Below are 14,386 nucleotides of genomic sequence, written 5' to 3'. Positions count from 1 at the left end.
GGATGACGCGACTCCCAGCAATGAAGGCAAGGATATGCAACAGCTCACCATCCAGCAAATCTATCTGGGTAAACATGCCGATCTCGACCCCAAGGAATATGGCGACGGAGATCAGGACGGGTTCAACGAGAATGAAACAGTGCCGAGCTTCAAGCCCGGAGTCGTCTTTGACGAAACCTCGATGAAGCTGGTCGAGATCACGCAGAATGATACGGTTCTTGATGACGACCCGTTGCGGCTCGAAGAAAACGACGACTGGGACCATCCTACGACCCCGGTCCGCGGTGACAGCTATACCTATGACGCAGGCGACGGTGCCGGTGAGGTGACCTCTTATGTCGATTCCGTCTTTCAATGGGAGGTGACGATCATCTCGGCCTCGGGAGACGTCTACAAGCCGACGCTTTCCTTTGTGCAGCTTGAGGATGGTTCGATCTTCACCAATTCCAGCGAATATTTCGACGATTGGGCGATCCAGTCGATCCGGCTCGACGCTCCTGGAAGGCGGGATTTCTATGGTTCCGACGTTGGGCGCAGCATCGATAATCTTGAGATTGTTTGCTATGCGCGCGGCACGATGATCGCGTCGGGCGGGTCGGACGCACCGGTGGAGACGCTGAAAATCGGCGATCTCGTCGATACCGTGGATCGGGGGCCGGCCCCGATCTTGTGGATCGGTCGCCGCCGGTTGGAAGCGATCGAGCTGGCCCGTCATCCGCATCTGCGCCCGATCCGGATCCGGGCTGGCGCGCTTGGGCCCGATCTGCCGGTGCAGGATCTTCTGGTGTCGCCACAGCACCGAATCTTGGTGCGGGGCGCCATACCGACACGCATGTTCGGCCAGCAAGAGGTGCTCGTTGCGGCGAAGCAGCTTTTGGCGCTCGATGGGGTAGAGATCTGCGACGACAGTGACGGGGTCGAGTATTTCCATCTGTTGCTGGCCGATCATCAGCTCGTTCTGGCCAATGGCGCGCCTGCCGAAACCCTTTTCACCGGGGTGGCGGCGCTTGAGGCCATGACCGAGGAACAAACCCGCGAGCTTACCGATCTCTTCCCCGAAATCGCCGGCCTGTATCCCGCCCAGGCTGCGATGCGACTGGCGCCCGCGCCGGTCAGGCTGATCGCGCCGGGCAGGCGGGCGCGGCAGCTGGCAGCACGGATGAAGCAGAACCATAAACTGCCGCTCGCCTGCTGAGGCGACGGCTAGATGCGAACGCGCGGGCAGGTCCATTGGGCCGCCTGCCCGCGACCGCAGCGCCTTGCCATCATCCTGCAAATGGCTAGCCTTCCCGATATGACCAATTGCAGGAGCGGATTGATGAAAACCCCTATCCCGATGAGCCGCCGCGGGTTTCTGACAGCCTCTGTCGCCGGTGTCGGCGCGGTGATGCTGCACCCGTTCTCGGCCCGCGCGCAGGCCGGGCAGGCGCATCTGCGCATCATGGAGACGACGGATCTTCATGTGCATATCTGGCCCTATGACTACTATGCGGATACGGCGATCGATACGGTCGGGCTGTCCCGCACGGCGGCTCTGGTCGAGGCGGTGCGCGCCGAGGCGACCAACGCGATCCTTCTCGACAATGGCGACTTCCTTCAGGGCAATCCGATGGGTGACTACATCGCCTATGAGCGGGGCATGAACGAAGGCGATATGCATCCGATCGTCACCGCGATGAACACGCTCGGCTTCGATGCGGGCACGCTCGGGAATCACGAATTCAACTATGGGCTGGAATTCCTGCGCAACACGCTTGCGGGTTCCGAGTTTCCGGTCGTGTGCTGCAACGTCGCGACCGAGGCGGGTGAGACGCCGGATCAGGACACGACACTTGTGCCGCCATACACGGTTCTCGAACGTGAGCTGACCGACGGCGCAGGTGAAACCCATCCGATCCGCATCGGGCTGATCGGCTTCGTGCCGCCGCAGATCATGCAATGGGACCGCAAGCATCTGGAGGGCAATGTCACCGCACGCGGCATCGTCGAGGCCGCCGAGGCCTGGCTGCCCAAGCTGCGCGAGGAAGGCGTCGATCTTGTCATCGCGCTGTCTCATTCCGGGATCGAGGCACTGCCGCTGGAGTCCGGGGCCGAGAACGCTTCGCTGGCGCTTGCCGGGATCGAGGGGATCGACGCGGTGCTGACCGGGCATCACCACCTGGTGTTCCCCGGACCGGATTACGAAGGGATCGAGGGCGTCGATGCGTCGGCCGGAACCCTGAACGGCAAGCCTGCGGTCATGGCCGGGTTCTGGGGCAGCCATATGGGTCTGATCGACCTCATGCTGGAACGCGACGGCGAGGGCTGGCGGATCGCCAGCCACACGGCCGAGGCCCGCCCGATCTATGAGCGCGACGAGGATCGCAACGTCGTGCCTCTGGTCGAAAGCGTCGCGGCGGTCGAAGACAGCGTGGCCGAGGAACATCAGGCGACGCTGGATTATGTCCGGCAATCGGTCGGCAAGACCTCGGCGCCGCTCTACAGCTATTTCGCGCTCGTCGCCGATGATCCAAGCGTGCAGATCGTTACCAATGCGCAAAGCTGGTATATCGAACAGATGATGGCCGGGACCGAGAATGAGGGCCTGCCGATCCTCTCGGCGGGTGCGCCGTTCAAGGCGGGCGGTCGCGGCGGGCCAGATTACTATACCGATGTTCCGGCGGGCGATGTCGCGATCAAGAACGTGGCGGATCTGTATCTTTACCCGAACACGATCCGCGCGGTGAAGATTACCGGCGCGCAGGTCAAGGACTGGCTGGAACGCAGCGCCGGCATGTTCAATCAGATCACCCCCGGAGAGGCGGATCAGACTCTGCTGAACCCGGATTTCCCGAGCTATAATTTCGACGTGATCGACGGGGTCGAATACCAGATCGACCTCTCGCAACCCTCGAAATTCGACAGCGAGGGCGCAGTCGCGAATCCCAACGCAAATCGCATCGTGAACCTGACCTTCGATGGCCAGCCCATCGATCCGGAGGCCGAATTCATCGTCGCCACCAACAACTACCGCGCGGGCGGCGGTGGCAGCTTCCCCGGCAATGATGGCTCGACCATCGTCTTCGAAGGGCCTGATACCAATCGCGACATCATCGTGCGCTATATCGTCGAGCAGGGAACCATCGACCCGGCGGCGGATGGCAACTGGTCCTTCAAATCCTTGGACGGCGCAACGGTGCTGTTCGAGACCGGACCGAAAGCCGCGGATTATCTCGATGCCGTCGACGGTCTGGAGATCGAGGCTGCGGGTGACGGCGCTGACGGGTTTGCGCAATACCGCATCACGCTCTGAGCCGGCTCATTCGACGATGCTGGCAAGGCAGGGATCGAGGATCACCTGCGCGCTGTCTCCGCCGGCATAGCCACCGGCCAGCATGACCTGCTGGCCGGGCACGATCTTTTTCGGCTCGTAGGTCACGCAGATCACCCGCGTCTCATTCTCGGGGCACATCAGCAGATAGGCGAGCGCACCATCCCAGTCGCTCGCCACCAGCTCTCCCGTGATGGCCATGCTGATCCGCCCGTCATGATCCGGCGCGCGCGCCACCCATCCGGTGAGCGTGTCACAGCTGGCCGGGTTCTGCGGCAGAGCCTCACCGAGCGCGAAGGGACCGTTCGGGTCAATCTGCGTTGCCGAGACCGGTGCCGCACCGAGCAGGGCGGCGGCGAAAATGCCGGTCGCGATTCGGCCGGGTGATAACTTCACGCTTGGCTTCTCTCCCGTCAGATGACCCCGATGATACGAAGCCGCGACGGCCCCCGCAATCTCAAAAAATGGGTATCAGCCGCTTCCATGGCATTCGATCCAGTGTGTCCAAGCGCCATTCGCACCGGCGCAGACGGTCTCACGTCATTGAAAAGAAAAAATCTCTTCTCTTTGACGGATCGCGATGCTGTTTCTAGCCTTGAAGCGTTACAGAGCCTGCACAGGGGGAAGATGCACGCGTGAACGAGATTTTCTGCTGCCATGGCAGCGACATAAATTGTTCTGGGCCGCGCAGTGGCGCGCCGTCGCAGCGCGCGAGACGATGACCGACGCTGACAGGATCGTCGCCGAATATCTTATCGAAACGCCCGCTGCGCCCGAGGCCGTGGCCGAGACGATGGCGGCAGAGCAGTCCAGCGGAACCCTGTCGCGGATCTCGGGCCGGATCGACCGGCTGCGGGCGCAGGCCGCGGCAGAGATCCTGTCGGTCGAGCAGATCGACGAGGTAGAGGCACCATCGCTTCATTCCGCCTATCTCGTGCGGAAGGGCGTTACCGGGCCTTATCGGCGGGCGCGGGTGCGGCTTTCCTATCCGACCAGCAATATCGGGCAAAACCTTCCGACGCTTGCCGCGACCGTGTCCGGAAATCTTTATGATCTGGGTGAGATGACCGGGCTCAAGCTGGTCTGGCTCTCCATCCCGCGCGACTATCGGCGCCGCTATCCGCAGCCTTCGCACGGCGTCGCCGGCACGCGACAAGCGGTGAGGGTAAGGGATCGGCCGGTGTTTGGCACGGTCATCAAGCCAAATCTCGGGATGCGGGCAGAGGATATTGCGGCGCTTGTCGACCGGCTCTGTGCGGCAGGGGTGGATTTTATCAAGGACGATGAAATCTGCGCCAATCCCGAGATCGCGCCGCTGTCCGAGCGTGTCCCTGCGGTGATGGAAGTGATCCGCAAATGGCAGGATCTCACCGATCGGAAAATCATGGTTGCCTTTAACGTCACCGACGAAGCCTGTGCCATGCGCCGCCATGCCGATCTGGTCGCGGCAGAGGGCGGAAGCTGCGTCATGGCCAGCCTGAACTGGTGCGGGCTGTCGGGGATCGCGGCGCTGCGTGCCCATACCCCCCTTGCCATTCATGCCCACCGCAATGGCTTCGGCGCGCTCAGCCGGCATCCGCTTCTCGGAATGGGTTTTCAGCCCTATCAGTCGCTGTATCGTCTGGCCGGGATCGACCATATGCATGTGCACGGCATCGGCGGCAAATTCGCAGATACCGCAGACGAGGTCACCGCCGCCGCCCGCGCCTGTCTTTCGCCTCTTTCCGAGGACGGGCCGGATGATGCGGTCATGCCCGTGTTTTCCTCGGGGCAGTGGGCCGGAACGCTGCCCGAGACGCTTCAGGCGGCGCAAGGGTCCGATCTGATGTTTCTCTGCGGAAGCGGAGTTCTGGACCATCCTTCGGGACTGGCGGCGGGTGTCGCGTCGCTGCGAGAGGCCTATGACGCGCTGCGGCAGGGGCTTACGCTGGAGGAAGGCGCGCATGACCGCCCATCGCTTTCCACCGCATTGCGCTTCTTTGGTGGCTGAGACCTGTCGCGCTGGGATATGTCATGTGGCATGACAGGCCGCGATGCGCCATGCTGGATGGGTAGACGAGGAGGATCGGATGGATCTCAACAGCGATATGGGCGAAAGCTTCGCCGCATGGCAGATGGGAGACGACGCCGAAATGCTGCGCATCGTCAGCTCGGCCAATATCGCCTGCGGTTTTCATGCCGGCGATCCGGCGGGCATTCTGGACACGCTGCGTCTGGCGACGGAGCAGGGCGTGGCGGTGGGCGCGCATCCGGGGTATCGCGATCTCGCCGGTTTCGGGCGCCGTCCAATGGATATTGCCGCGCGTGAGCTGACGGCGGATGTGATCTATCAGATCGGGGCGCTTGACGGGCTGGCGCGCGCGGCGGGCACACGGGTCAGCTATGTGAAGCCGCATGGCGCGCTGTATAATACCATCGCTCAGGGCGGGCCGCAGGCCGATGCGGTCATTCAGGCGGTGCTGGATTACGACCCCGGCTTGCCGCTGATGGCGCTTGCCGGGTCGCCCATCGTCGACCATGCCCGTGAAGCCGGATTGCAGGTCATCACCGAGGCCTTCGCCGATCGCGGCTATCGCCCGGACGGGCAGCTTGTCTCGCGTCGCGAAAAGGATGCGGTGTTGCATGATCCCGATGAGGTCGCGCAGCGGATGCTGCGTTTCGCCCGTGAGGGTGTGATATGTGCCACGGACGGTCAGGACATCCGGGTCGAAGCGCAATCGATCTGTGTGCATGGCGACAGCCCCGGCGCGGTCGAAATGGCCCGCCGAATCCGCGCATTGTTCGATGCCGAGGGCATCGAGATCGCGCCGGTCACGAAGGCGCGGGTCTGAGGATGCGCTTTTTGCCTGCCGGAGAGAGCGGAGTTCTGATCCATCTCGACAATCTGGATCAGGTGCTCGCCCTGCATGCAAGCCTGCAAGACAGCCCGCCAGCGGGCATCGTCGAAATGGTGCCTGCGGCCGAAACGCTGATGATCATCTTTGACCGGCGCATGACGACGGCGGAGCGTCTGGCGGCTGCGATCGCGTCGCGGAATGTGCAGGGCAGCGCGCAGGGTTCGGGACGGGTGGTCGAAATCCCGGTGCGCTATGACGGGCAGGATCTGGACGATGTTGCCAGCCTGACCGGGCTCAGCCGGGACGAGGTGATCGCGCGCCATACCGGCACGAATTGGCGAGCGGCCTTTGCCGGGTTTGCCCCCGGCTTCTGCTATCTCAGCGGTGGCGACCGCGCGCTTGAGGTGCCGCGCCGCAGCAGCCCACGCACGGCGATTCCGCCTGGCTCGGTTGCGCTCGCCGGGCTTTTCTCGGCGGTCTATCCCAAGGAAAGTCCGGGTGGCTGGCAGATCATCGGCACGACGCCGCAGCCGATGTGGGATCTGGATCGCGACCCGCCCGCCTGGCTCATGCCCGGCGACGAGGTGCGCTTTGTCGATCTGGCAGCACAGCCGAAGGAATTCCCCCGTCCCGCGCCGGCGCCTGACCCTCCCGCGCCCGAAAAGCCCGATGCAAGGCTGGACGTCCTTGCCGCGCCGTTCCCTCTGCTGCTTCAGGATGGCGGGCGGCAGGGCAAGCTGGCGCAAGGTGTCTCTGCCTCGGGTGCGGTGGATCAGGGGGCGTTGCGGGCGCTGAACCGGCTGCTCGGAAATCCGCCCGGCACCGCCGCGCTTGAACTGATCGGCGGCGGGATCCGTCTGCGCGCCACCGCCGCCTGTGAGATCGCCCTCACCGGAGCGCCTCGGATCGTGACCATCGAGGGCGGGGCGAAATATCCCTCTCATGCAGCGATCCCGCTCGATGCAGGCGATGTGCTGAGGATCGGACCGCCCTCGGGCGGGATGTATGGCTATCTCGGGTCGCGGGGCGGTTTTGAGGTCGCGCCGGTTCTGGACAGTGCCGCGACGGACACGCTGGCGCATCTTGGTCCCGCCCCGCTGACTGCCGGAGGCTGGGTCGGGCTGGCCCGGGCGCGCGCCGATGCGATTGCGCCGCCGCTTGACCCGCCATCTCTGCCGCAGCCCGGCGATGTGGTCGAGATCGACGTGGTGATGGGTCCGCGCGCCGATTGGTTTCCGCCCGAGATCCGCTCCCGCCTGACCGATCAGGACTGGACCGTCACCCAGCAATCGAGCCGCATCGGCAAGCGGTTGGAGGGCGAGGCGCCGCTGATCCGCGATGACAGCACCGAACTGCCCAGCGAGGCCACGCTGACCGGCGCCATCCAGGTCCCGCATTCCGGCCAGCCGGTTCTGTTCCTCGCGGATCACCCGCTGACCGGCGGCTATCCGGTCATCGCCGTGGTCGCCGCCCATCATCTCGATCTTGCGGCGCAGCTGCCGCCCGGCGCCAAGCTCCGTTTCCGCGCGCTTGCGCCCTTCGCCCCGATCATTCCCAGCCAGGAAGAAGACCAGTCATGAAGAAGATCCTCATCGCCAACCGGGCCGAAATCGCGCTGCGCGTCATCCGCGCCTGCCGCGATTATGGCGTCGGCGCGGTCGCGGTCTATGCCGATCCGGATGCCGATCTGCCCTATGTGCGGCTCGCCGATGAAGCCTATGCGCTGGAGGGCAGCACGCCCGCAGAGACCTATCTGAACATCGAGTCGCTGCTGGAAATCGCGCGGCGCTCGGGTGCGGATGCGGTGCATCCCGGCTACGGGTTCCTGTCCGAAAGCGCCGAATTCGCCCGCGCGGTGCAGCAGGCGGGGCTGATCTGGATCGGGCCGGGGGCCGAGGCAATTTCGCGGCTTGGCGACAAGATCGCCGCCCGCGCCATCGCGCGAGAGGTCGGCGCACCGCTTGCGCCCGGCACGGACGGGCCGGTCTCGGATGCCGCCGAGATCCGCGACTTCGTGGCCGAGCACGGGCTGCCGGTGGCAATCAAGGCCTCTGCCGGCGGTGGCGGGCGCGGCATGAGGGTCGCGCGCGAGGATGCCGAAATCGAAGAGCTTTTTGCCGCCGCCGCGAACGAAGCCCGCACCGCCTTCGGCAATGGCGATTGCTATGTGGAACGCTTCCTCGACCGTCCGCGCCATGTCGAGGCGCAGGTGATCGCAGACACCCATGGCAATGTCGCGGTGGTCGGTCTGCGGGATTGTTCGCTACAGCGCCGCAATCAGAAGCTGGTCGAAGAGGCGCCGGCGCCCTTCCTGCCCGACGGCATGGCCGAGCGGATCGAGACCGCCGCGCGCGATATCTGCAAGGCGGCGGGCTATACCGGGGCCGGCACGGTCGAGTTCCTGCTGGGCGCGGATGGGCTGCTGACCTTTCTCGAGGTGAATACGCGGTTGCAGGTCGAGCATCCGGTGACGGAAGAAACTTCGGGGCTGGATCTGGTGGTCGAACAGCTGCGCATCGCCGATGGGGCGCGGCTTTCGATCGACGCGATGCCAAGGCCGCGCTGCCATGCGATCGAGTTTCGCATCAACGCCGAAGACCCCGGACGGGGCTTCCTGCCGACTCCGGGACGGATCACCCGTTTCGAGCCGCCAGCCGGGCCGGGGGTGCGACTGGATAGCGGCGTCGGCGCGGGCGACAGCGTTGCCGGGCAGTTCGACAGCCTCATGGCCAAGCTGATCGTGACCGGCCCCACGCGAGAGATCGCCATCGCCCGCGCCCGCCGTGCTCTGGTGGAATTCCGCATCGAGGGGGTGGCGTCGGTCTTGCCGTTTGCGCGCGCCGTGCTCGCGGCAGAGGACTTCAACGGCAGCGGCGATTTCGCCGTGCATACACGCTGGATCGAGACCGGTTTCGCCGCTGAGCTGGAGGCGGCGCTGCGGGTCGAGCCGGCGCCCGAAACCGTGCTGCGCCTGCCGGTCGACATCGACGGGCAGCGCCGGGATATCGGTCTGTCCGGTGCGGCGCTCGCGCGATTGGCCACAGCAGTCGGCGCCCGCGCAGCGCAAGGCGGAACCGGGCCGCAGCCTCCTGATCGCGCCCAAAGCAATGATGGCCGCGAGGGGCTGCGCGCGCCGGTCGCCGGCACGCTGAGCGCATGGAAGGTCTCGGATGGCGACAAGGTCGAGAGCGGCCAGACCGTCGCCGTGATGGAGGCGATGAAGATGGAGATGAGCATCACCGCCGATCGCGCCGGCATTATCCGGCAGAAGGTCGAGCCAGGCGAGCAATTGGCCGAGGGGGATTTGCTGGCCGATTGGGACTGAGAGGTCGCCGCCGATGCCAGGCCAGCAGGCGGTGCCGCGATCCCGCCCCTCATGCAAGCGTGATGTGTTGCCGCCGCGCCCGGCATCGACAAGCCGTTCTTTTTGACGAAACATGCCGCCGCGCCGCCATTCGCGCCGCAGCACGCTGTCGATCCGCCCCGAGACGAGGCCCGCATGACCGATCCGAACCCGCAGACCGAACGCGCCGGTGACCGCTATGCGCGGGAGTTGGAACGCCATCTGGACTGGCTGGACAGCTTCACCTCGACAGCACTTGGCGTCCTGGCCTCGGCCTCCGGGATCTATACCTATCTCGGGGTGCGCACTCTGCTGGACGATCCCGGGCTGTGGACGACTTTCGCGGCGCTTGCCTATTCTATCGCGGTATCGGTCGGTATCTTCGTCTTCTGGTCCTATCTGCTGAGGCTGCTGCCTGCGGTGCGCGGCGCGGCCTCGCGGCTCGGGCTGTTTCTGGCCATGGCGCTTGGCTGCGTGGCAATCGTTGCCATGTCCTCGTGGCTGAACGCGGCGGCGCTTGCTGGCGGCGCGGCGGTGGAAACCCATATGGCGACGACGATCCAGCACTATCAGGCCTCGCTGGAGCGCGCCCATTCCAACGCCGTCGCCGGGCAGTCGCTGTCACGCGACGTGGCAAGGGTGCGGCAGAGCTTCGACGACCTGTCCGAACAGGAGGCCGGCGGCACCTTGTCCGGCTTTTCCGGGCGCGGCGCGGTGTTCCGGGTGCTGACCCAGAAAGGCGCCGAGCTGGAGGCTCTGGAGACTCAGCTCACCGAGGTCGGTGATCCCATCGAGACCACTTTCGCTCAGGGTAACGACATCCTGTCGCAGATGCGCAGCACCACGGTCGGGCCGGGCGCACTTTCCGAGCGCACCGTGCAGTTCTCGGAAGACGCGGTGGAGCTGGCCGGGCTGATCACGCAGCTGCGCCAGCTGAACCCGGCCCCATTGGTCTCACGGGCGGCGCGGGATCTCTCCGATGCGGTGGTGCTGCCGGAACTCGACGGCTCGACCGCGGCCGTCCAGCAGGGGCAATCCAGCACGATCAACTCGGTGCTGACACTGGTAGAGCAGCGCGCGGGCACGCTGGCCAATGCCGCCGCCGAGGTCGAGGCGCTGCCGCCGCCCGACGAGGCGATCTATACACCGATGTCGGCGGCGGATGCAGTGATCGTCTATGCGGGGAATTTCGTGCCGGCCTGGGCGGGGGCGATTTCCATCGACCTGCTGCCGGCGGTGCTGGTCTTCATCATCATGGTCATACAGGCCGCGATCCGGTCCGGGCGCGGGGTGCATCACAGCGACGACCGCATGACGGTGGGCGAACTTCGCGCAGCTCTCGCCGCCGCCGAGATTCTGCGCGAATATGACGAGCATCCGGTCCAGCCGATCCGCCACGCGACCGGCCCGGCCGAGTATCGCAGCCCGCCCTGGCAGTCCCCGACCGCGCCGAAAAACGGCCGCGGCACCGCGCCTGACGCCGCGATTGACGACGAGGCCGCCGATGGCCGCCCCACGGGGACGGAGCGCTGAGGGTGAGGGTGCTCAACTCTCCCCGCGCGGCGATCCGGGCGGTGCTGCTCTCGCAGGTGCTGCTCGCCGGGGCCATTGTCTGGATGGATCTTCGAACCAACCCCGGCACGGCGGCGCCCGGGCTGTTCTCGCCGCCCAGCGACGGGCCGAGCGTCCGGCCCTATCGCCGCGACCTGCGCCCTGCCGAGCCGGGCGCACCCGCCATGCGCCCGATGCCGTCAGAGCTGGAGTTCGAGATCGCGGATGGCGCGATCCGCCTGTCGGGCCAGATCGCAGGCGGCGACGCGGATCGTTTTGCGACATGGCTGGACGAGACCCGCCCGGCGGAGCGTTTGGTCTGGCTCGACTCCTCTGGCGGGTCGGTGGCAGACGCGCTGGCCATTGGCCGGACCATACGCGCCGCCAGGATGGACACCGAGGTCGCGGACGGCTCTGTCTGTCTCTCGGCCTGTCCCTATGTCTTGGCAGGCGGGGTGAATCGCCGGGCAAGCGAGGGCGCGGTGGTCGGGGTGCATCAGCATTTCTTCGGAAAGAACACCATCCTGCCCGCCTTCATGGCGGTGCGCGACGTGCAACGGGCTCAGGCCAGCGTGATGGATTACCTTGACGAGATGGGCGTCGATCTGCGGCTGATGAGCTATGCGCTGCGCACGCCGCCCGAAGAGATCCATATCCTCGACGCCGACCGGCTGGCAGAGTTCGCGCTGACGAATGACAGCGAGAGCTAGGCGTGAACGGTCCGAAAGCTTTTGCGCTGATCCCTTGATCCCAAAAGAAAGGCCCGGCATTCGATCCGGGCCCTTCACGATCAGCGAACCGTCGCTTACCAGCTGGTCAGCACCGCGCCCTCGTATTTCTCGTCGATGAAGGCTTTCACTTCGTCAGATTGATAGGCCTCGACAAGCTGGCTGACCCATGGCGCATCCTCGTCGCCTTCGCGCACCACGATGATGTTCACATAGGGGCTGTCGGCCTTTTCCATGGCGATGGAATCGTCCTTCGGGCTCAGGCCCGAGGCAAGCGCGTAGTTGGTGTTGATGATCGCGATATCGGCGTCGGCCAGGGCTCGGGGAAGCTGCGCAGCGTCAAGCTCCAGGAACTCCAACCCCTTTTCGTTCTCGGTGATGTCAAGCACGCTCGGCACCAGACCCGTATCCTCGGCCAGCGAGATCAGCCCCAATTCCTGCAACAGCAGCAGCGCCCGGCCGCCATTGGTCGGATCGTTCGGGATCGCCACCTGCGCGCCTTCGGGCAGCTCGGCCATATCCTCGATCTCGTCGGAATAGATGCCCATCGGGGTGGTGATGGTCGTCGCCACCTCGACCAGCTCGAAGCCGCGATCCTTGATCTGGTTTTCCAGATAGGGCCGATGCTGGAAGCTGTTGGCGTTCAGGTCGCCGTCATTCAGCGCCTGGTTCGGCACGACGTAATCGGAAAACTCGACCACGTCGATATTCAGCCCCATCGGCTCGGCGATCTTGGCGACTTCTTCCATGATCTCGGCATGTTCGCCGGGCGAGACACCGACGCGGATATCCTCGGCCATGGCGGCGCTTGCCAGCGCCAGGGCGGAAACGAAAGTCGTGAGACGAAGCATATTGACCTCTCTTCGTTGAAAATTAGTTGCCGCGATTGCGCGGCGCGCGCTTGTCGACCAGCCGGGCGATCCATTCGCCGACGGATTGGACAAGCTGAACCATGACGATCAGGATGATGACCACGGCCAGCATCACATCGGGCATGAAGCGCTGATAGCCATAGCGGATGCCCAGATCGCCCAGACCCTCTCCGCCGACCGCGCCGACCATGGCGGAATAGCCGATCAGACTGACTACGGCCAGCGTCAGGCCCAGAACCACGCCGGGCATCGCCTCGCGGATCAGCACCTTGCGGATGATCTGGAACGGGGTGGCGCCCATGGCGCGGGCGGCCTCGATCAGCCCGGCATCGACCTCGCGGATGGCATTCTCGACCAGCCGGGCGATAAAGGGGATGGCGGCGATGGTCAGCGGCACGATCGCCGCCGTGGTCCCGATCGAGGTGCCCGCGATCCAGCGGGTGAAGGGGATGATCGCCACCACCAGAATGATGAACGGGATCGAGCGGGCGGCATTCACCACCAGCCCAAGCGCCTTGTTCCACAACGGCGCGGACATGAGCTCGCCCCGCTGCGAGGTGGCCAGAAAAACACCCAGAGGCAGTCCGAACACCGTGCCCAGGATCGCCGAGACGGCGACCATATACAGCGTCTGCAAGGTCGCGTCGTAAAGCAGGCCGATCAGATTAGCGGACATAGCCCATCACCTCCGTCATCAGACCGTGACGCTCCAGAAAGCCGCGCGCCTCGGCACCCTTCGCGGCATCGACCGAGATCAGCAGATTGCCGAAAGGTTGCGTGCCGATTTCCTCGACCGCCCCGGCAAGGATATTCGCCGCCACCCCGATGTCCGAGGCCAGCCGCGCCAGCATCGGATCGGTAGCATGCGCACCCGAGAAGGTGACGCGAATGATCTCCTGCGCTGCACCCTCGGGACGGCTGTCCTGCAACCGGGCGGAGATGAAGCCGGGCAAATTGATGCCGGTGACACCCGACAGGAAGCTGCGCGTCGTGGGGTGTTGCGGGCTGACAAAGACGTCATGGGTCGGCCCTGCCTCGACGATGCGCCCGCCATCGATCACCGCCATGTCGCTGGCGATGTCGCGCACGACGCCCATCTCATGGGTAATCAGCAGGATGGTCAGCCCGAGATCGCGGTTGATGTCGCGAAGCAGCGCCAGCACCGTCTGCGTGGTTTCGGGATCCAGTGCCGAGGTCGCCTCGTCCGAGAGCAGCACCTTGGGCCGGGTCGCCAAGGCGCGGGCGATACCGACGCGCTGTTTCTGCCCGCCCGAAAGCTCTGCCGGATAGCGCTTCGCCTGCGCCTCCAGCCCGACGCGCGCGATCAGGTCATTGACGCGTGTGCGGATCTCGGCCGCTTCAATGCCCGCGATTTCCAGCGGCAGGGCGATATTGCCATAGACCGTCCGTGAGGCGAGCAGATTGAAATGCTGGAAGATCATCCCGACATCGCGCCGGATGTTGCGCAGCGCCGCGCCCCTTGCGCGCCCAACATCATGCCCGCCGACAGTGACGGTCCCCGCGGTCGGGCGTTCCAGCCCGTTGACCATGCGCAGCAGCGTCGATTTGCCCGCCCCTGAGCGGCCGATGATCCCGCAGATCGCGCCGGGCCGCACCTCGAGCGACACATCGCTCAGCGCCACGACGCGGCCCTTGCCCTCGGCGTCGAAGGCTTTTTCGACCGCATCGAAGCGAATGGCGGCGCCGGTATGGGTCGAGTCTGTCATGCGAACGGCATCTTCCTG

General features: G+C 65.2%; 12 protein-coding genes. 8 read left to right on the top strand and 4 right to left on the bottom strand.

The features are described 5' to 3' along the window. The first annotated feature begins 34 nt into the window (after positions 1 to 34). Positions 35 to 1,195, top strand: coding sequence for a Hint domain-containing protein (locus PAF18_RS11425; RefSeq protein ID WP_271115843.1), 1,161 nt, complete (start codon positions 35 to 37; stop codon positions 1,193 to 1,195). A 123-nt stretch (positions 1,196 to 1,318) separates the two neighbouring features. Next, a complete protein-coding gene (locus tag PAF18_RS11420) occupies positions 1,319 to 3,292 on the top strand; it encodes a bifunctional 2',3'-cyclic-nucleotide 2'-phosphodiesterase/3'-nucleotidase (protein ID WP_271115842.1) in 1,974 nt (657 codons plus the stop codon). Between the two features lie 6 nt (positions 3,293 to 3,298). On the opposite strand, the gene PAF18_RS11415 is transcribed toward PAF18_RS11420, so the two are convergent. Beyond that, positions 3,299 to 3,706 carry a hypothetical protein gene (locus PAF18_RS11415; RefSeq protein ID WP_271115841.1) on the bottom strand — a complete coding sequence of 136 codons (408 nt, stop codon included), beginning with the start codon at positions 3,704 to 3,706 and terminating at the stop codon, positions 3,299 to 3,301. 322 nt (positions 3,707 to 4,028) lie between these two features. Here PAF18_RS11415 and PAF18_RS11410 point away from each other — a divergent pair, with 322 nt between their 5' ends. The 6 genes from PAF18_RS11410 (at position 4,029) to PAF18_RS11385 (ending at position 11,751) form a co-directional block, all read left to right on the top strand. Further along, entirely contained in the window at positions 4,029 to 5,300 is a 1,272-nt protein-coding gene (locus PAF18_RS11410) for a RuBisCO large subunit C-terminal-like domain-containing protein (protein WP_271115840.1), read from the top strand. A 79-nt stretch (positions 5,301 to 5,379) separates the two neighbouring features. Further along, positions 5,380 to 6,141, top strand: a complete 762-nt coding sequence (locus PAF18_RS11405; protein ID WP_271115839.1) for a LamB/YcsF family protein — start codon at positions 5,380 to 5,382, stop codon at positions 6,139 to 6,141. A 2-nt stretch (positions 6,142 to 6,143) separates the two neighbouring features. Next, the gene (locus tag PAF18_RS11400) at positions 6,144 to 7,727 is read left to right on the top strand and encodes a 5-oxoprolinase subunit B/C family protein (protein WP_271115838.1); all 1,584 of its coding nucleotides are present in this window, start codon (positions 6,144 to 6,146) and stop codon (positions 7,725 to 7,727) included. Continuing rightward, complete coding sequence (locus tag PAF18_RS11395; RefSeq protein ID WP_271115837.1) at positions 7,724 to 9,472, top strand: acetyl/propionyl/methylcrotonyl-CoA carboxylase subunit alpha; 1,749 nt, start codon at positions 7,724 to 7,726, stop codon at positions 9,470 to 9,472. Before PAF18_RS11400 ends, PAF18_RS11395 begins: the two co-directional genes overlap by 4 nt. Before the next feature lie 174 nt (positions 9,473 to 9,646). After that, on the top strand, positions 9,647 to 11,023 hold the full coding sequence (locus PAF18_RS11390) for a hypothetical protein (protein WP_271118119.1): 1,377 nt from the start codon (positions 9,647 to 9,649) through the stop codon (positions 11,021 to 11,023). Between the two features lie 2 nt (positions 11,024 to 11,025). Then, positions 11,026 to 11,751 carry a COG3904 family protein gene (locus PAF18_RS11385; protein WP_271115836.1) on the top strand — a complete coding sequence of 242 codons (726 nt, stop codon included), beginning with the start codon at positions 11,026 to 11,028 and terminating at the stop codon, positions 11,749 to 11,751. A gap of 95 nt (positions 11,752 to 11,846) precedes the next feature. Here the strand turns inward: PAF18_RS11385 and PAF18_RS11380 are convergent, their stop codons facing one another. Genes PAF18_RS11380 through PAF18_RS11370 form a run of 3 tightly spaced genes read right to left on the bottom strand, consistent with a single transcriptional unit; the run spans position 11,847 to position 14,368 of the window. Then, positions 11,847 to 12,620 (bottom strand): MetQ/NlpA family ABC transporter substrate-binding protein, encoded by a 774-nt coding sequence (locus PAF18_RS11380; RefSeq protein ID WP_271115835.1) that lies wholly within the window; start codon positions 12,618 to 12,620, stop codon positions 11,847 to 11,849. Positions 12,621 to 12,642: 22 nt separating this feature from the next. Next, positions 12,643 to 13,317, bottom strand: a complete 675-nt coding sequence (locus PAF18_RS11375; protein WP_271115834.1) for a methionine ABC transporter permease — start codon at positions 13,315 to 13,317, stop codon at positions 12,643 to 12,645. Further along, on the bottom strand, positions 13,307 to 14,368 hold the full coding sequence (locus PAF18_RS11370) for a methionine ABC transporter ATP-binding protein (protein WP_271115833.1): 1,062 nt from the start codon (positions 14,366 to 14,368) through the stop codon (positions 13,307 to 13,309). Before PAF18_RS11370 ends, PAF18_RS11375 begins: the two co-directional genes overlap by 11 nt. Positions 14,369 to 14,386: the final 18 nt, after the last annotated feature.

It is taken from the genome of Paracoccus sediminicola (assembly GCF_027912835.1).
Classification (GTDB): Bacteria; Pseudomonadota; Alphaproteobacteria; order Rhodobacterales; family Rhodobacteraceae; genus Paracoccus; species Paracoccus sediminicola.
This window is presented reverse-complemented; position numbering and strand designations above follow the sequence as displayed.